This is a genomic window from Microbulbifer epialgicus, assembly GCF_041447265.1.
In the GTDB taxonomy this organism is placed as follows: Bacteria; Pseudomonadota; Gammaproteobacteria; order Pseudomonadales; family Cellvibrionaceae; genus Microbulbifer; species Microbulbifer epialgicus.
Genome location: NZ_JBGMEK010000046.1, coordinates 15,638 through 35,514 on the forward strand (window position 1 = coordinate 15,638; position 19,877 = coordinate 35,514).

A 19,877-nucleotide genomic window follows, 5' to 3' on the forward strand; every position below is an offset into this window, starting at 1 on the left:
TGTACGGCTTCCAGCTCCGGTTGTATTAGGTTGTTGGGCACACCGGTCAGACGCAGGTTCTGGGGCGCCTGTTGCAGATACGCTTCAAGCGCCGCTGCATCGGCCAAATCCTGACGCCAACGTAAAGCCACGAAGGACTCCGCCGACAAGGTGTCCAGCGGCGCTTTGCGCAATACCACTTCGTAGCGATGGCGGCTGAGTTCATTGCCGTAGCGGCTGCGCTTGGTCTGGATATCAACTGCAGCAATTTCCGGCAAAATTCGCGACAGCTGGGCGAAGAATTCCGGAGCCACCAGCAATTCCTTCTCTGCCAGCAGAGTCTGCTCCACTCTCCGCCGCAAGGTGTCGCAGTCGGTGTGTTCATCTGCTTGATGAAACTGAATGGCAGTAGCGAAGGCGCGCAATAAATGCATATTGCGTACATCTCCAAGATACAGCGCTCCCCCTGGCACCAGGTGAGCCATTGCCTGGCGAATAACGTCCAGCAGGTAGTCCCCGTTGGGGAAGTACTGCAGTACCGAGTTGATGACGATGGTGTCAAAGAAATCCGCGGTCTCGCCGAGACCGCTGAAATCGTGCGCTGGTTGGGCACGCAGGGTAATTTTCTCCTCCAGATCCTGCTGCCCACCCACTTCGTGTTTTAATCGCGCGATGGTGGCCGCCGACAGGTCAGTGCCCCAGTAAGCATCTACATGTGGTGCAACCTTGGCCAGGATCAAGCCGCTGCCGCAGCCAATTTCCAACACCCGGCGGGGCTGCAGTTTGAGAATCCGCCCTACCGTCTCCGCGCGCCATTCGCGCATCTGTTCAAGCGGTATTTCCGATCCATCGTAGCTGCTGTGCCAGCCGTGAAAATTTTCGCCAAATTCGGCGCTGTGGGTTTCGCCGTAGAGGGTTTCGTAAATGGTTTCCCATTCATCGATCAGACGCTCTTGTTGCGCGTCAGTACCCTTTGCACCATTCGGATCCAGCACCACGTAACCCACCAATTGGCGCTGACTCGGTTTTTCCTCTCGCGCAACAACTGCCGACTGGGCCACCGCCGGGTGACGCTGCAAGACGGTCTCAATCTCTCCCAGTTCAACACGGAATCCGCGCACCTTAACCTGCTGGTCCACCCGGCCGATGAATTCGAGCTGGCCGTCTTCGCGCCAGCGCGCCAGATCACCAGACCGGTACATGCGGTCGCCCGATGAGAACGGGTCGGCGACAAACCGCCCGGCGGTCAGTCCCGGCCGGTTGAGGTACCCACGAGCCAGTCCCTGCCCGGCAATGAAGAGTTCCCCAGCCACACCGGCGGATACCGGCTGCAGCCCATCATCCAGGAGATAGATGCGACTGCCATGGATCGGTCGACCGATCGGCGGCACGGCTGCGCCGGCAAGGGGGACGCTCATGGAGGCACAAACCGTGCTTTCCGTCGGCCCGTAGGCGTTGATCATCTTGCGTCCGCGCGACCATACATCGGCCAACCGTGGCGCACAGGCTTCTCCGGCGACGACCAGGTATGTGCAACCGGGTAGTGAGGAAGCATCCATGACCAGCAGTGCTGCCGGCGGCAACGTGGCATGGGTGACTCCGTGCCGTGCTATCAGCGCAGCGAGCTCCTCCCCGGGACGCACCGAATCGGCGTCGGCCACTACCAGTGCGGCACCCGATAGCAACGCCATGCATACTTCCCAGAAGGCGGCGTCGAAGCTCAGGGAGGCGAACTGCAGCACCCGCGCGCCCGGTCCGACATCCAGTGCTTCCGTCTGGCTGGCCAACAGGTCCGGAGCCCCCGAGTGGGTCACCACAACGCCCTTGGGTCGGCCGGTGGAGCCAGAGGTGTAGATTACATAGGCCGGGTGCGCGGTCAGCAAAATTCCGCGCCGACTATTATTCGTCGGGTTGTCGGTGGTTTGCGCCGCGAAGCGCTCAACGGTATCCGGCGCATCGAAGAGCCAGGTGGTAACCGTGTGATCCGGCAGGCGAGCCTGTATATCCCGCCGGCTCAGTAGCAGCGCAGGTTCGGCATCTGCCAACATGTAGTTCAGGCGCTCGGCAGGATAGTTCGGGTCCAGCGGTAAATAGGCCGCGCCCGCCTTGAGGATACCGAGCAGGGCCACAACCATCTCCGGCGATCGCGGCAGCGCCAGTGCCACCAGATCCTCGGGGCCTATGCCCGCACCTATCAGGGCCCGGGCGACGCGGTTGGCGCGCCGGTTCAGTTCGGAATAACTCAGCTCGACGTCACCGCAAATCAGTGCCGGCGCCTCGGACCTGGCGGAGACCTGGCACTCGAATAGATCCGGAATTGTGTCCATGCGCACTATCAAAGGCGGCGCATCCAGTCTGCTCCAATCGAGCAGCTTGCGGCGTTCGCGGGATTCGAGCAGATCGATGGCGACTATGGGGCATTCCGAATCGGTAGCTGCCGCTTCCAATATGCGTACCAGCCGCTGCGACAGTCGTTTGATCGTCGCCTCGTCGTATAGATCTGTGGCGTATTCAATTTCACCACACAGGCCGGCGGGCGCCCCAGTCGAGGTAAAACGCTCGCCGAGATTGAAGAACAGATCGAACTTGGCTATGTGGAAATCCGCAGTTTCCTCCTCTACTTCCAGCCCCGGCAAGAGAACTTCGGCGGCGGCTACGTTTTGCAGCACCATGCCCACCTGGAACAATGCATGGTGTGCCGTCGAGCGGACCGGATTGAGCAGATCCACCAATCGTTCGAAGGGCGCATCCTGGTGTGCGAAAGCCATCAGTGCCGTATCGCGCACCCGCGCCAACAGTGTTTTGAAGCTGGGTTGTCCGGAGGCGTCGATACGCAATACCAGGGTATTGACGAAAAAACCCACCAGATCGTCCAGAGCCTGGTCGTTGCGCCCCGCAATACCGCTGCCTATAGCGATATCGTCGCCGGCGCCGAGGCGTTGCAGCAAAGCTGCAAGTCCCGCCTGTAACACCATAAATAAACTGGTGTCGTTACGGTGTGCGAGATCCAGTAGACGCTGGTGCAGATCAGCGCCGATTTCCAGGTGCCACAGACGGCCGCGATGGCTCGCCACCTTGGGACGGGGGCGATCTGTCGGTAAATCGATACACTCAGGCAGGCCATCGAGTTGCTGTTGCCAGTACTCGAACTGCTGCGCAATCAGGCTTCGTAGGTCCTGCTCGTCGCCGAGTAGGTGCTGCTGCCACAGCGTGTAGTCAGCATACTGTACCGGCAGTGGCAACCAGTCTGGGCCCTGTCCACTCAGACGCGCGGCATAGGCCTGACTCAAATCTCGGGCGAGCGGCGCCAGTGATGAGCCGTCGCCGGCGATGTGATGCAGCACCAGCATCAGTAGATGCCGATCCTCCGCCTGGCGGAACAGAGTGGCCCGCAGGGGCAGTTCGGTTGTCAGATCAAAACTGTATTGCGCCTCGGATTCGAGCGCCTGCGGAAGAGCCGACCGGGTTACTTCGTGCACCGGCAGTGGCAATTCCACTGCCTCGCTCGGTAGAATCTTCTGCAGCGGCACGCCACCCTCTTCGGGGAACAGGGTGCGCAGGCTTTCGTGGCGCTGGATCACATCACACAGGGCCGCCCGCAGCGCAGTCACGTCCAGCGCCCCGGTGAGACTCAAAGACAACGGGATGTTATAAGCTGCAGCTGCGGCCTGCCCCTGCTCGAATTTCTGAATAAACCAGAGTCGGCGCTGCGCATACGACAGTGGCAGTTTGTCGGGGCGCGGTTGCGGCCGGAGCGGCGGACGCGCATCGCCAGCATCGGGTAGCCGCTTCACCAACCCCGCCACGGTGGGCGATTCGAACACGGCCCGCAGAGGGATTTCCACTCCCAGTACAGCCCTGATCTTGCTCACCAACCGGGTCGCGAGCAGGGAATGTCCACCCAGCACGAAGAAATGATCGTCGACACCGACGCGCTCAAGTTTTAGTAACTCAGCGAACAAGGCGCACACAATGCGCTCCTGCGGCGAACGCGCTGCGCGATAGGCCTCACCGGTAAGGTGGTCGGATGCCTGTGGTACGGGAAGCGCCTTGCGATCCACCTTGCCACTCGGGGTCAGCGGCAATGCCTTCAGCACGACTACGGCGGACGGCAACATGTATTCTGGCAGTATTTTTGCCAGGTGCTGGCGCATTGCCACCGCATCCACTTGTTCTGCGACGACGTATGCCACCAGGCGTTTGTCATCGCCCTCACCTCGCACCGTAACGGCATTGTACGGGAAGCCTTGTTGCGCCAGTGCAGACTCAATCTCGCCCAACTCGATACGAAAACCGCGCAGTTTCACTTGATGATCGACGCGGCTGACAAATTCCAAGCGTCCATCGCGCCGCCAGCGCACAAGGTCACCGGTGCGATACATACGCGAGCCGGTGCTAAAGGGGTTGGCCACAAACCGGTCCGCGGTCAGGGCGGGCCGCCGGTAGTAACCCCGAGCCAAGCCGTCACCGGCAATATACAGTTCGCCCGCCACCCCCGTCGGTACCGGCCTCAGCTGTTCGTCGAGCAGGTAAATTTGTGTATTGTCTACCGGCGTACCGATATCGATCGGCACCTGTGGCAAAACCTGGCCGGACATCGACCAGATGGTGGTTTCTGTTGGGCCGTACATGTTCCAGAGCGCCCCCGCGTAGTCGCTCAGGAAATGCCCCAGTTCTGCCGGCAGTGCCTCGCCGCCACACAATATTCGCAGCCCCTTCGAGGGCTGCCAGCCCGTCGCACGCAGCATCTGCCAGGTGGCAGGGGTGGCTTGTATTACCGTCGGTGCTATCGCCGCGATATGGCGCTGTAGGCGTTCGCCGTCCATCGCCGTCTCGCGAGTGGCTATATGCAGAGTGGCGCCGGCCAACAACGGCAGGTACAGTTCCAAAGCAGCAATATCGAACGACACCGGAGTCAGCGCGAGCAGTATATCGTCACGTTGGATTCCCGGACGATGAAACATTCCCCGCAGAAAGTTTTCCAGCGCGGCATGGGGAATTTGCACCCCTTTGGGGCGACCGGTGGAGCCCGACGTGTAAATGACATAAGCGGGATGATCCGCATGCAGCCGCCGCACCCGATCGCTCTGATTGGGATTGTCCGTCGGTGCACGGGACAGCTCGTCACAGACGGCGAGATCATCCAATAACAGTTGCGGCGCTCCTGTCTGCGGCAGCACCGCGACGATATCCGCATGACCAATCACACAGGCCGGCTCGGCATCGATCGCCATATAAGCCAGCCGCTCCGCCGGATAGTCTGGATCCAGCGGTAGGTAAGCCGCACCGGATTTAAGTGTGCCCAGCAGCGCGATCGCCAGCGACAGGGAACGCGGCAAGGCAATAGCGACGATGTCTTCCGGACCGATATCCCAGGCGATGAGGTAGTGCGCGAGCTGGTTGGCGCGGGCATTGAGTTCGCCGTAACTCAGTGACTCATCCTCACACACCACAGCCAGGGCTTGCGGTGTTGATGCAACCTGCTGTTCGAACCAGGCGGGCACACCGGTTCCGCGCCTCGGTCGCCCGGTTGCATTGAAGTCCTTCAGCAGGCGCCGGCGCTCTCCGGCATTGAGCAAGTCGACCGCCTGAATCGGCGATGATGGCGACACCACCATGACTTCCAATATCCGCTGAAATCGCCAAAGCAATTGCGTAACAGTTTCGGCATCGAACAGGTCGCTGGCGTATTCAATCCGTCCACCGAGGCCCGCAGGTCGCTGCGCTTCGTCGAAGGACTCAGTAAATTCGAAGGTCAAATCGAGCTTGGCGACGTTCAGGTTCAGGTCGATAACGTCCGCGCGCAGACACGCCAAATTCAATTCCGCCATCCGGTTGTTCTGCAGGATCAGCATCACCTGGAACAGGGGATGATGGCCCATGGAGCGCTCCGGATTGAGCGCGTCCACCAGTTGTTCGAATGGCAACTCCTGATGCTCGTAAGCGGCTAGATCGGTTTCCCGTACACGTGACAACAGTGTTTCGAACGTGGGGTTCCCCGAGGTATCTGTTCGCAATACCAAGGTATTGAGGAACAGGCCTACAAGTTCATCCAGTGCACCGTCCCTGCGCCCGGCAATCGGTGTGCCGAAGGCAATATCGTTACCCGCCCCCAGTCGGGTCAGGGTCGCCGCCAACCCGGCCTGCAGTACCATAAACAGGGTCGCACTCTGCGACTGCGCCATTGTGCGCAGCCGCTCATGCAGATTCGCGTCGAACGACACCGTTACATTGCCGCCGCGGTGGCTCGCCACCGCCGGCCGCGGCCGATCACTGGGCAGCTCCAGACACTCCGGCAGGTTGCGCAGCGTTTCCTTCCAGTAGCGAAGCTCCTTCGATAGCGGGCTGTCCGCGTCCTCCTCAGTACCCAACACCTGCCGCTGCCAAAGTGTGTAGTCGGCGTATTGCACCGGCAGCGGCAACCACTTTGGCGCCTGCCCTTCCAGTCTGGCGCTATAGGCCTGGCTCAAGTCTTGGGCAAGGGGTGCGAGGGAGGCGCCGTCGCCGGTGATATGGTGCAGTAGCAACAGTAAGGCGTGATCGTCTGCTCCCAGCCGGCAGAGTGTCGCCCGGAGCGGTATTTCACTGTCGAGATCGAAGCAGTATTCCGCCGCTCGCGACAGTACCGCTCGCAACTCCCCTGCGCTGGTATCGATTTGGTGCAGTTCCAGCTGTGCTACCGCCAGTACCCGCTGACAAGGCACCTCCCCCGAGGGGAAGATAGTTCTCAGGCTCTCGTGACGCACCAATAGGTCGTTCAGCGCCATTTCCAGCGCCTGACTGTTCAATTCGCCCCGCAATCGCAGCGCCAGGGAAATGTTGTGGTTGCTACTCGGCCCTTCGAACTGATGCAGGAACCACAGCCGTTGCTGGGCATAAGATAGGGGTAGTGTTTTCGGACGCGCCTGGGGCACCAGCGGAATCCTGGCCGGTGCGCCGGTATCCAGTCGCTGAGCAAATGTCGCTACTGTGGGCGCTTCGAACAAAGCGCGGATCGGCAATTCCAGCCCGAGGGAGGCCCGCAACTGGCCAATCAACCGGGTGGCGAGCAGCGAGTGGCCACCAAGAGCAAAAAAATTGTCGTCGATGCCGACCCGCTCCAGGCCCAACACCTGGGCAAATAGTTCGCAGAGCTGGGCTTCCTGTGGCGTGCGCGGTACACGATCGCTGTTGCTTGTATAACTGGGCGGGGGCAAGGACTTGCGGTCCAATTTACCATTTGGGGTTAGAGGCAGTTCTCCCAGCGCCACTACGGCGGAGGGGACCATGTGCTCCGGCAGCCGTTCACCCAAGCACTCGCGCACAGTGTCCACGTGTGCAACAGACCCTACTACGTAGGCAACCAGCTGCTTTTGCCCCGGGCGGTCTTCGCGCACCACTACCGCGCTGCCGCAATACCCCAGTTCAGCCAGGGCCGATTCAATCTCGCCGAGTTCGATGCGGAAGCCGCGCAGTTTCACCTGCTGATCTGCACGGCCGAGGTATTCCAGTTGCCCGTCTTTGCGCCAGCGCGCCATGTCGCCAGAGCGGTACATCCGCGTCCCGGACGCAAAGGGGTTTGCCACGAAGCGCTCTGCGGACAGGGCCGGCCGGTGCATGTATCCCCGCGCCAGACCGACGCCAGCCAGGTATAGTTCGCCCGGCGCCCCTACCGGCACCGGACGTAGCGCCTGGTCGAGTACATAGAGTTGCGTATTCCAGATCGGTGCGCCAATCGGCACCACCGCTGATTGCTCGTCATCGCGGCAAGCCCAGTAAGACACATCGATTGCTGCTTCGGTCGGTCCATAGAGATTATGCAGTGGCCGATCCAGTTGTTGCCGCACGCGGTTGCGCATGTCGCCGGACAGGGCTTCGCCGCTGCAGAAGATGCGGCGCAAGCCGGTGCAGTTCGCACTGCCCGGTTCCCGCAGGAAGGCGTCCAGCATCGATGGCACAAAGTGCACGGTTGTCACACCGGAAGCGCGGATCAACTCGGCGAGATACGCCGGGTCCCGATGTCCGTCGGGTCGCGCCACTACCAGCCTCGCGCCCGCCATTAGCGGCCAGAAAAACTCCCACACAGAGACATCGAAACTCGACGGCGTTTTCTGCAGGGTCGCATCGTCACCTGTCAGGTCATATTCGGCCTGCATCCAGGCCAAGCGGTTGACGATACCACGGTGTGAATTGATCACACCCTTGGGACGGCCGGTGGAACCGGAGGTATAGATAACGTAGGCGGGATGGTCCGGTGTCAGGGGCTGGATGCGATGGCTATCGTCGGGGTGGTTGTCGGCACAGGTTGCGAGGCGCGCCTGAGTGTCGGCGGCGTCGAGTATCATCACCGGAGACTCTGCGGGTAAGCGGTCGACAACCTCCGCGTTAGTGAGCACCCGAACGGCTCTGGATCGACCGGCGTCTTCGATCATGTAGGCCAGTCGTTCTTCCGGGTATTCGGTATCCAGCGGTAGATATGCCGCACCGGCTTTAATCACCGCATGCAGGGCGATCACCAGATCCGGCGATCGCGGCAGTGCTACACCCACCACTGACTCGGGTCCAACACCCTCAGCAATCAACAGATGTGCAATACGATTGGCCCGGCGATGAAATTCGGCATAAGAGACTGATTCGCCGGCAAACTCCACGGCGATGGCATCCGGCGTTTGCTCCGCCTGCCGTTCGAGCCACGTTGGCAGCGGCTGCAGCGGCACGGCATGTCCAGTCGCATTCCATGTCTCCACCACACAGCGGTGCTCTTCCCTGTCCAACAGGTCGATCCGTGACACCAATTGTTGCGGATCATCCGCCAGCGCATTCAATGCCCGCTGATATCGCGCTGCTATCTGGGCGATGTCATCCGTCGTAAACAAGTCGGGACGGTAGCTGAATTTCAACGTCAATTTACGCCCGGGAACGGCAACCAACCCCAGCGGATAGTGCGACCCATCGCCACCGCGATGGCTGTGGAAGTCGACCTTCACGGACGGCTCTTTTCCCGGCACTGGATTAAATACATCGGATGTGATGGGGAAATTTTCGAACACGACCAATGTGTCGAACAGGTCGGCATGCCCGGCCAGCTGTTGCACTTCCGTAAGACTCAGGTGTTGATGATCCAGGAGTAAAGACTGTTCCTCCTGCAACCTACACAGTAAAGCCGCAACGGTTTCGCCAGGGTGCAACCGCAGGCGCAACGGGACCGTATTGATAAACAGCCCGACCATGGACTCGACACCGGGCAGCTCCGGCGGTCGCCCGGAAACCGTGGCCCCGAAAACCACATCATCTCGATGTGACATTTGCGCCAGTACCAGGCCCCAAGCGGCCTGAACCAACGTATTCAGCGTGATCCCGAGTTGGCGTGCGCGCTCAGTCGCACGTGCGGTTGCCACTTCAGACATTGTGCAGCGCATCAGCTCCGGCGCTGCCGGGGACGTATTGGCAGGCGCGATGCGTGTTGGCTCCTCGATTCCGCCAAGCGCATCGATCCAGGCGCTACGCGCAGCTTCACGATCGCGCGATGCCAGCCAGCAGAGATAATCTGCATAGGGCGCGGCGTGGGTCAGCGCCGCGGGCTCCGCACCGTTGTGATACAGCTCGAACAGCTCACGCATCAGGATCGGCGACGACCAGCCATCAAGCAGCAAATGGTGGCTGCTGAACACCAGGAAGTAACGCGCTGAATCGATGCGGATCAATGTGAATCGCATCAAGGGAGACTGTGTGGGATCGAACTTGCGCTGCGCTTCCTCCTCGAACCAGTTCTGCAGTGCTGCATCTCGTTGAGGGCCCGCGAAGTGTCCCAAATCCACGATCTGCCAGGGCAGATGCACCTCACGGGGAATCGCCTGCACTGGCTGCGCAAGGCCTTCGTGCTGGAAGGCGGCCCGCAAATGCGGGTGACGCACCAACAACGCACGAGCTGCCCGCTCAAGCCGCTCGCCATCGAGTGGGCCATCGATCTGGAATACCATCTGGGAAAGGTAGGCATCCGGCGCCGCCGCATCATAGAGGGTATGGAACAACAGGCCTTCCTGCAGCGGTGACAGCGGCAACAAGTCGCTGAGCGGCTGTGCTTCTTCCAGCCGCTTGATGTCCGCTTGCGAAAGCTCGACCAGACCCAAATCCGAGGGGGTCATTAATATGTCATCGGTCTGCACGGCATGTGCGGCGATATGCCGCAGAGCATCAAACCAGCTCTCGGCCAGCCGGCGCACAACCGATTCGTCGAGCAGTTCTCCCGCCCAGGACCAGTTGGCACACAACTGCGGGACGAGCGCGCCGTCTGCACCCTCTTCGCTTTGGGTCAGCGCGTTGAGCTCCAGCGCATGTGCCAGAGGCTGAGCAGCATCGCCGCCACTGGCGAAGGCCGCAGCGTCGTCGGCGATACGCCAATCCTGCGTTTCATCACCGCTCCCCGGAAGGTCAAAACGACCGAGATAATTGAAGCCGATCTGCGGCGCAGTATGCGCGCCCAGGGTTTCGCGTCCCGTCTCGTGCAAATGCCGCAACACGCCGTAGCCCATGCCGTTGCCGGGCACTTGTCGCAATTGCTCCTTGATCGATTTGAGGACCGCTACCAGCGACCCACTATCCTGTAGGGCGTCGCTTGCGAAGCCGGAAACATCCAGCCGCACCGGAAATAGACTAGTGAACCAACCGACCGTGTGTGAAAGGTCGGTAACGCCGGGCACGCTTTCCACCGCGTCAGGTTCGCGCCCGTGTCCTTCAAGATCGAAGCGGACATCCCCTGTGCCCTGCCCCGGCCTCCACTCGTTCACTGCAAGCGCAAACGCCGCAAGCAGTACATCGTTGATTCCACCGCGAATCCACTCCGGTGCACGCGTCAGCAGAATTCGGGTCACCTCCGGCTCAAGCTGTACGCTCAGCGTCCGCTCGGTCGCAAGCGTATCCCGCGCCGGGTCCAACTGGCGTCCACCGAGCGGTATTTCATCCCCGGCGAGTACCGTCTGCCAATACGGCAGCTCCCCGACATGGCCCGGAGCAGTCTCTACCAGTGCATGTGCCCACTGCCGGAACGAGGTTCCCTCCGGCTCAAGCTCGATCGAGTCCGCACCCGCCATGGCCTGCGTATACGCCGCCTGCAGATCAGGCAACAGTATCCGCCACGACACCCCGTCCACGACTAGGTGATGCGCCACTATCAGCAAGCGCGACTTAGCGTGCACGCCGGCGTCGAACCATACCGCTTGCACCATCCGACCGGCGTGCGGGTCCAGCTTTTCCTGCGCCGCCTGCGCCTGTTCGCGCAGGACCGATGCCGGACTCTCGGCATCGGCGCCCCGCATCTCAATCCGCTGCAGGCACTCCAATGCGTTAACACTTCCCGGCTGCCGAATTTCCAGACGTCGACCCGGCAACAACCGCAATCGCAGTGCCGCGTGATGATCGAGCACCGCCTGCAACGCCCGACCCAGACAGGCTTCGTCCAAAGCCGGCACCTGCAGCAACATTGACTGCTGGAACTGCTGCAACGGACCCTTTTGTTCGAACAGATCACAGATGATCGGTGTGGCCGGCAGCGAACCCACAGGATTCACAGCCGAGCTCGACGGGGAGGCCTGAACCACTGGTCTGGCCACCGTCGCTAGAGCGCGGACGCTCTGGTGGCGGAACACATCGCGGGCGCTCAATCCCAGCCCCGCCTGTCGCGCCCGGCTGACCAACTGGATCGAGCTGATGCTATCGCCTCCAAGGCTAAAAAAGCTGCCGTCGATACCGACTTCTTCCAGCCCCAGCACTTCCGCGAACAGATCCGCCAGTATCTGTTCCTCCCGCGTGTACGGGCGCGCTCCCGCGGCATCGGACGCCATCACGGGCGCCGGCAGTGCCTTGATATTCAGCTTGCCGTTAGCGGTCAGGGGCAGCACGTCCAGGGTTACGATTGCCGACGGCACCATGTAGTCGGGCAAGCGCGCTTTCAATTCGTGTTGGACAGATGCGGTATCCACGTCAGTACCGACGACATAGGCCACCAGTTGCTTGTGGCCCGGCCGATCCTCACGCGCGATCACCGTGTTCGCGGTATGACCCAATGCCGCCAGCGCAGCCTCTATTTCCCCGAGTTCGATCCGGAAGCCACGCAGTTTCACCTGATGGTCCAGCCGTCCCAGGTGCAGCAGTTGACCGTCGCGCCGCCAGCGCACCAGATCCCCGGTGCGGTACATGCGCTCACCTGCCACGAAGGGATCGGCCACAAAACGCTCGCTCGTGAGCGCCGCACGATCGAGATAGCCACGCGCCAAGCCCGCGCCCGCGATATACAACTCCCCCGGCACGCCCACCGGTAACGGCTGCAGGCGCCCATCCAATACATACAGTCTTATATTGCGCAGGGCGCGACCAACCGTCGGTCCCCCACTTGCGTCATCAATTCGGGCATAGCTCGCATCGACGGTGCATTCGGTCGGGCCATAGAAGTTGAAGCCGCGCACATCCGGATGTGCACTTAGGGCCCGCCACTGCGAATTGCTGACCGCCTCGCCGCCGAGAACGATGGTGCGCGGCATGTCGCAATCTGATTTCAGCAGGCCGATCGCTTTGAGCTGTTCGAAATGTGCCGGTGTCAGGTCGACCACATGAATTCGCCAATCGGCGAAATACGCCAGCAAGGCATCCCCTTCACGGCGGATGGTGTCGTCGATGAGATGCAGCTCCTGCCCGGCACACAACCACAACAGCCCTTCTACAGCCGTGTCGAACGTGAAGGTGGCGGTAAGGGCAAAACGCACACGCGCCCGGCCAGCGTATTCGAGGCTTGCCGCAATCACGCCGTCGCGCTGCGCTTCGAACAAATTCGCCAGCGCGCTGTGGGGTACCACAACCGCTTTGGGGCGACCGGTGGACCCCGAGGTGTGAATGATGTAAGCCGGATGCGCCGGTTTCAACGGCGCGCGCCGCTCGTGATCGCGGGGGTCGTGGGTGGGCTGTGCCGCGAGTGCGCCGCCATGGCTATCGCCGTCGCTGTCGAGTAGAAGGCGCAACGTTTCAGATGAGAGCAAAACATCCAGTCGATCGCTTTGCGACGTCATTGCGATCACCACACCCGGTGCCGCTTCGGCGAGCAACAACCGTAACCGCTGTTCAGGGTGTTCGAGATCCAGGGGCAGGAAGGCGGCGCCGGCCTTGAGCGCGCCTAACTGTGCCGCTAGTGCAGCGAGCGAACGGGGCAGCGCCAGCCCGACCCGGTCCTCAGGGCCAATACCCTGGGCAATCAATGCATGCGCTATGCGATTGGCCCAGGCGTTCAGCTTGGCGTAGGTGCAGCCGTTTCCGGCGCATACCGCCGCCAACGTATCTGGAGACAGAGCGGCCTGCCGCTCGAACCAGATCGGCAGGAAGGTTGACACCGACGGGTCGTCGGCGCGGCCCAAATCGGTACCCAAAAGACAGCGTCGCTCTGCCGCATCGAGTAACGGGACTTCGTCGATGCCAACTGCCGCATCTTGCACGGCCGCAACCAAGATCCGCTGCAGATAATCAATCCATCGTTGAACTGTGTCAGCGTCGAACAAGTCGGTGGCGTATTCCAGGATTCCCCGCATGCCCATCGGCGAGGCGCTGTCCGAACGCAGCTCCGTGAAATCGAAACTCAGGTCGAACTTGGCCACGGACAGGTCGAATGCCTGCAATTCGCTGTGCACGTCGGGAAATGCCAGATCAACATCGGCCACATGCTGCAGAGATAGCATCACTTGAAACAGCGGGTGGTATGCCAAGGAACGATTTGGATTGAGCGCGTCCACCAGTTGCTCGAACGGCAACTCCTGGTGTTCGTAGGCTGCCAGATCACCTTCGCGTATACGCGCCAACAATTCGGCGAAACTTGGATTGCCGGACGTATCCGTTCGCAAAACCAGCGTATTGACGAAGAAGCCAATCAGTCCATCCAACGCGGTATCGCTGCGGCCGGCAACAGGTGTTCCGATGGGAATATCGTCGCCGGCACCCAAACGGGTCAGCAGAGCTGCAACGGCCGCTTGCATCACCATGAATAAGGTGACGCCATGTTCGTTCGCCAAACGGCACAAATCGCCATGCAGCTGCGCATTGATGTCGAAAGCCAGCGTCTGCCCCCGATGGCTCGGCGTTTGCAGTCTTGGCCGATCGACCGGTAATGCCAGGCAGTCGGGCAGCCCATCCAGTGCCTGGGTCCAATACTTTAACTGTCTCGACATGAGGCTGGACGTATCTTTCTCGTCGCCCAGCACTTGCCGCTGCCACAGGGTGTAGTCCGCATATTGCACAGGCAACTGCGCCCACGCCGGCGCTCGGTCTTCCAGACGCGCGGAGTAGGCATCGCTCAAGTCCTGCGCCAGCGGCACCAGCGATGCGCCATCTCCAGCGATGTGATGTATCAGTAACAGCAAAACGTGGTCGTGCGTCCCCACTCGAAACAGTGTTGCCCGCACTGGAATCTCGCTGCTCAGGTCAAACCCGTTCTCCGCCGCTTCTGACAGCGCTCCGCGCAACTCCGTTTCAGCTGTCTCCTCCCGCTGCAACGCCAACCACGCCTCCCCCAGCACTCGCTGAGAGGGCTTTTCCCCCGGCGGAAAAATGGTCCGCAAACTCTCATGACGCGCCACCAGATCGTTCACGGCCACTTCGAGCGCATCGACATCCAGTGCGCCCCGCAGCCGCAGTGCCAACGGCATGTTGTAAGTCGCACTGGGCCCTTCAAACTGGTGCAGGAACCACAGTCGCTGCTGCGCATACGACAGAGGCACTAACGGCGGACGCGCCTGCGTTACCAGCGGCGCCCGCGCTTGTTCGCCTCCGCGCAGCCGCTGCGCGAGAGCCACCACAGTCGATGATTCAAACAGCGACCGGATCGGCAACTCCACATCAAACGCCGCCCGCACGAGACTCAGTAGCCGCGTTGCTAGTAGCGAGTGTCCTCCCAGTGCGAAAAAACTGTCGTCTATGCCAACCCGCTCCAGCCCCAGCACCTGCGCGAACAGCGCGCACAGCAATTCTTCCTGTGCAGTGCGCGGCTCCCGGCCACTAGTGCTCATGTATTCCGGTGCCGGCAGTGCCCGGCGATCCAGTTTGCCGTTCGGCGTCAGTGGCAATGCCCCCACCGCTATAACTGCCGACGGCACCATGTAGTCAGGCAGCCGCTCGCGCAATTGCTCACGCAGCGCCACGACATCCACCGAGGCAGCAACCACGTAAGCCACCAGCTGCTTCTGCCCCGGACGGTCTTCGCGCACAATCGCCGCATTAACCGCGTGCCCCAGCTCGGCCAGGGTCGACTCAAGTTCCCCCAGCTCGATGCGGAAGCCGCGCAACTTTACCTGCTGGTCCGCACGACCCAGATACTCCAGCTGTCCGCCCTCACACCAGCGCACCATGTCGCCGGACCGATACATCCGCGCACCCGGCACGAAGGGGTTGGCAACGAAGCGCTCGGCAGTCAGGCCAGGGCGATTCAAATAACCCCGCGCGAGTCCCGCTCCGGCCAGATACAGCTCGCCCCGAACACCCACCGGCACAGGCTGAAGTCCACGATCCAGCACATACGCTTGCATGTTGTCGAGCGGCGCTCCTATCGGCACCGACGTCGCACTGTCCGCGAGCGGCTCGACGCTACAAGCCAGCGCGAATGTCGTGGTCTCAGTCGGTCCGTAACCGTTAATGATCTGCAATTTGGGATACCGGGCCTGGAGTCGGCGCACCGCTTCTGCCGACAGCACATCCCCACCGGCCCAGACCTGGCGCAAGTGCGAGAACAGGGTCGGCGATGAGTGGCAAAGTTCATGGAACAGGCCAGCGGTCAACCACAGACTTTTGACTCCATATGTCTCGATCGCCTGCTGTAAAACACGCCCGTCGTTCGCGTCGCTTGGCGCTACCGCTACGCAGCCACCCGAAAGCAAAGGCACCCACAGCTCATAAGTAGAGGCGTCAAAAGCGTGCGGAGAATGTAGTAGCACGCACTCGTGGTCTGTAATGAAGCGGCGATCGCTCGCCAGCGCGATCACGTCTCGATGCCGTATCGCAACGCCCTTCGGCTTCCCGGTCGAACCCGATGTGAACATCACGTAAGCGAGCTGATGAGGATGAATCGGAATTACGGCTGGCGACGACTCCCCCGCGGCATCGAATTCGAAGTGGTCGATACGTAATACGTGGGGATGGGACAGGCTCCGCCCGCCCAGGGTGTCATCCGCTATCAGGATCTGCGCCTGTGTCTCGCGCAGCACCCAGGACAAGCGTTCGTCGGGATGCCCGTCGTGCAGCGGAATGTAATAAGCGCCGGCCTTGAGTACCGCGAGTGTCGCGACGACCAGCTCCGGCGAACGGCGCATTTGCAAGGCCACGCCGGTCTCAGACACGACGCCGAGCGCAAGAAGCGCCTGCGCCAGGCGATTGGAGCGACTGTTCAATTCGCGGTAACTGAGGGTCGCCGTCGGGCCAATCACGGCGGTGGCATCGGGAGTCGCTGCAACTTGGCGATCGAATGCCTCGACAATAGAGTTTTCTGTTAACACTTGTGCAGTCGAGTTCCATTCTACTAGTGTACGCCGACGCTCATTGATCTCTAAAAGCTCGACCTTCCCTATCTGCGTATCTGGATAAGAAATGATCGTTTCAAAAAAAACTATTAGTCGACGAAGGTGTTGAGCGATTTCCTGTTGGTCATAAAGTTCTGTATTGCCATCAAAATGAAGTTCCCAGCCTGTCTTGCCAGGTTGTCCTTGAATAGTTATTGCAACATCATTAACTTGGCCATTTGATAATGAGTACAACGTAGCTTTTTGCCCAGCAAAGTTGAACTCGAAATCAAATGGAATAACATTGATGCGCGGGCCAAAGATTGTATTTTGTTCACCATCGGGAAACGATTGGAGAATATCCTTACCTCGATAACATTGATGCTTGAGAATACCTGCGATTCTTCGGCCAACTTGTTCAGTAAAGTCGGTAAAAGTGTCTTTTGGGGAAATTGTTAACCTGAGAGGCAATACATTTGCCAACATACCAGGGATATGCCTAATCGTTTTTGATCTGGCTGTCACGGGGAAATCAAACACCATTTCTGTGCGATTTGAAATCCGCCCCAAATATGCAGCTATTGCGGCAGTCAACAATTGAGGCCATGTTGCACCAATACGCTTTGCCGTCCGCAGAATTGCTTTCGCGATCGCAGGCGATAATGAAGCACTACAACGTACAAAATCAGATGTCTTGGATGGAGGCCTTCCGTCAAGCCCAATCCGTTCCGGGCAATCGATAAGCATGTCACGCCAGTACTTTGAATCTTTATCGAACCTTCGTGACTTTCGGTAGCGATCATCGTCTTCGAATAATCTTCGCACCGAACCAAAATCAATTGAGGTAAACTTTTCTTTGCATGAGAGAGCGCTGTAAATAGCAGCCACGCGTTCTGTTGCCAGAGTTACACTGTAACCATCAATCACCACATGATGATGACGCTGATACCAAATAAATCGGGAGTCATCTAGTTTGAACAGTATATGGTTGAAAAGCGGCTCTTTAGTTAGGTCAAAAACTATTGATGCATCGCGCATCATCATATCGAGAGCAGCATTGAAAGGATCAGACTCCTTACACAGGTCAACCTCCTCATACCTGTAGTCTGAAACATCCGTTAGGTACTGACGTGGACCATCAGATTGCCGCACAAAGCGTAAATGTAAGGTATCGGCTTCAGTAATAAACTGATCCAAGGCTTCCTTAAATAATTTTGTATCGACAGGGGCACGGATATCGATGTATCCACGTGTATCATAAATTGGGCTCTCCACCTCTAACTCCTGTGCAAACCACATTTCCAATTGGGATGCAGAAAGCAGCATTAGAGTTGTAGGTTCCTTAATTAAACCTTTCTTTTTTGTAGAGCTCATGGCTTAACCTGGCTAATTAACCATTCCTAATGGAAGTCATCAAAACCTGGGGTTTTATTCGATCAATACGTTTTACCACTGTTATTGCAGTTCAACTGATCGGTTCTGTGAATGCAGGTTCTTTGCGTTTTTGAAATTGCCGCTCTACAAGGCGTGCATAGTAAATATGCGAAGTGAGTAGTTCATGGTGGGTTCCCACACCAGAAATTCGGCCGGAATCAAGAAAGTAAATCTGATCAGCATCCATTATTGTCGACAGCCTATGTGCTACGATAATGTTGGTGCGATCTCGCATCAGAGCATCTAAGGCTGATTTGACTTGATACTCTGTTTCACTATCAAGATTAGATGTCGCTTCATCTAGAATCAGTATGTCAGGATCGCGTAAGAACATTCGGGCGATAGCGATACGCTGTCTTTGGCCGCCCGATAAATTATTCCCTTGCTCGATAAGTAGTGTCTCGAACCCATGAGGCATCCGCTCAATGAAGTCCAAGGCACCTGCCCTTTCGGCAGCTGAGATAACTTGCTGATTGGTAAATTCAATATCCAGTCCATATGTAATGTTGTCGCGTACTGAGCCCGGCATGATTGGTGCATTTTGTGCAACATACCCGATCTTTCCTCGCCAGAGCTGCAACGGAAACTCTGATATTGAAATATTTCCGTATAATATCTCACCCTTAGTGGGTAAGTAGAAACGTTCTATAAGAGAGAGAATCGTAGTCTTGCCGCTGCCACTAACTCCAACTAAAGCCGTCGTAGTGCCTGGTTTGAAGCACATATTAATATCCACAAGTACCGCGCGCTGATCCGTCACATAGCTGAAAGCAACATTTCGGAATTCAAGTATTTGCCCCGACAAATTGACGGGCGATGAAACCGGTGTGAACTCTTCAACCTCTGCTAGGATTTCCTGGATTCGGCTTGATGCGCCCTTAGCGGTTTGTAATTCTGCTGAGAAATTGGTGAGTTGCGCCAATGGAGTAGCAACATTGAATATATAAAGAATGAATGCTGTCAAGGTACCGATGGTGATTTCACCTCGTGCTACTCTTGAAGCGCCGGATATGAGTATCACTATAATTGCCACCGTCATCGCCAAGCTAATTATCGGTTCCAGTGCGACATTAATTGTTGATACTCGCATCCCCAACCGACGGAGATCTTCAATTTCTCGTTGGCAACGTTGACTTTCACGTGTTTCAGCTGTAAAGGCTTTGACGAGACGGATCTCAGAGAAAATATGATTGAGAAGGTCACTGAGTCGCGCGGCTCTATCCTGTACCTTCCTTGAAAGCCCATCTAAAAGAAATGAAACTGGGATCATTACTGTAAAGGCAGCAATTATTGAGCCTAGTAATGTGATGGTCAGTCGAACGTCCAACAGCACAAGTACTACTATAGATCCAGATAGAAGAAGCAGACCTGTGACCAAATTTACCGCTTGATTAGTTGTCAATTCCGAAATTGACTCACAATCTCGAACTACTCGACTGATACGCTCCCCGCTACCTACTTTATCAAAGGATGCGATTGGCAATTTAAGCATTTTCAAGGTCAGAACACAGCGAAGCTCTGCTACAATCCTGTGCCCCACCTTTGCTAAAAAAAAAGCTGAAATGGCCGAAAATACACTCGCGCCAACAAGAGTAACTATCAACAGTATAATTTCTGTTGAAATATTATTCCCGAGGCCCAGCCCGTCAATGATTCGCTGTGTCTGCAAGGGAAACCAAAGAGTCCCTGCCACAGAAATTAATGCTGAAAAGATGGACACTGCTAACATAACAATTGAAGGCCTTCCGGCCCGAATTAACGACCAGAGATCTATCCACTTATTTCTCATCAACCCCTTCCTGACACTAAAATATATTTTTTGATTAATTTATATTTAAGTCATAGCGCACCCCAAAACGCTAGCATTTAATTGTTAAGCCTATATGGATTATGGCTGTCAAATCAGCAACCACCCGCATAGCGGGTGGTATGATGAAAGCCCCCTGAGGGGGCTAATTACAA

At 58.3% G+C, this 19,877-nt stretch carries 2 protein-coding genes (1 of these 2 cut by a window edge); both read right to left on the reverse strand.

Annotation, left to right across the window (positions count from 1 at the left end):
• Positions 1-17,855, reverse strand: the 5' portion of a protein-coding gene (locus tag ACCI49_RS16785; protein WP_371840261.1) for a non-ribosomal peptide synthase/polyketide synthase. 9,955 nt of this gene lie to the left of the window's left edge; the window shows 17,855 of its 27,810 coding nt (coding positions 1-17,855); its start codon is at positions 17,853-17,855; its stop codon lies beyond the left edge, outside the window.
• A 91-nt stretch (positions 17,856-17,946) separates the two neighbouring features.
• Positions 17,947-19,704 (reverse strand): ABC transporter ATP-binding protein, encoded by a 1,758-nt coding sequence (locus ACCI49_RS16790; RefSeq protein WP_371840262.1) that lies wholly within the window; start codon positions 19,702-19,704, stop codon positions 17,947-17,949.
• Positions 19,705-19,877: the final 173 nt, after the last annotated feature.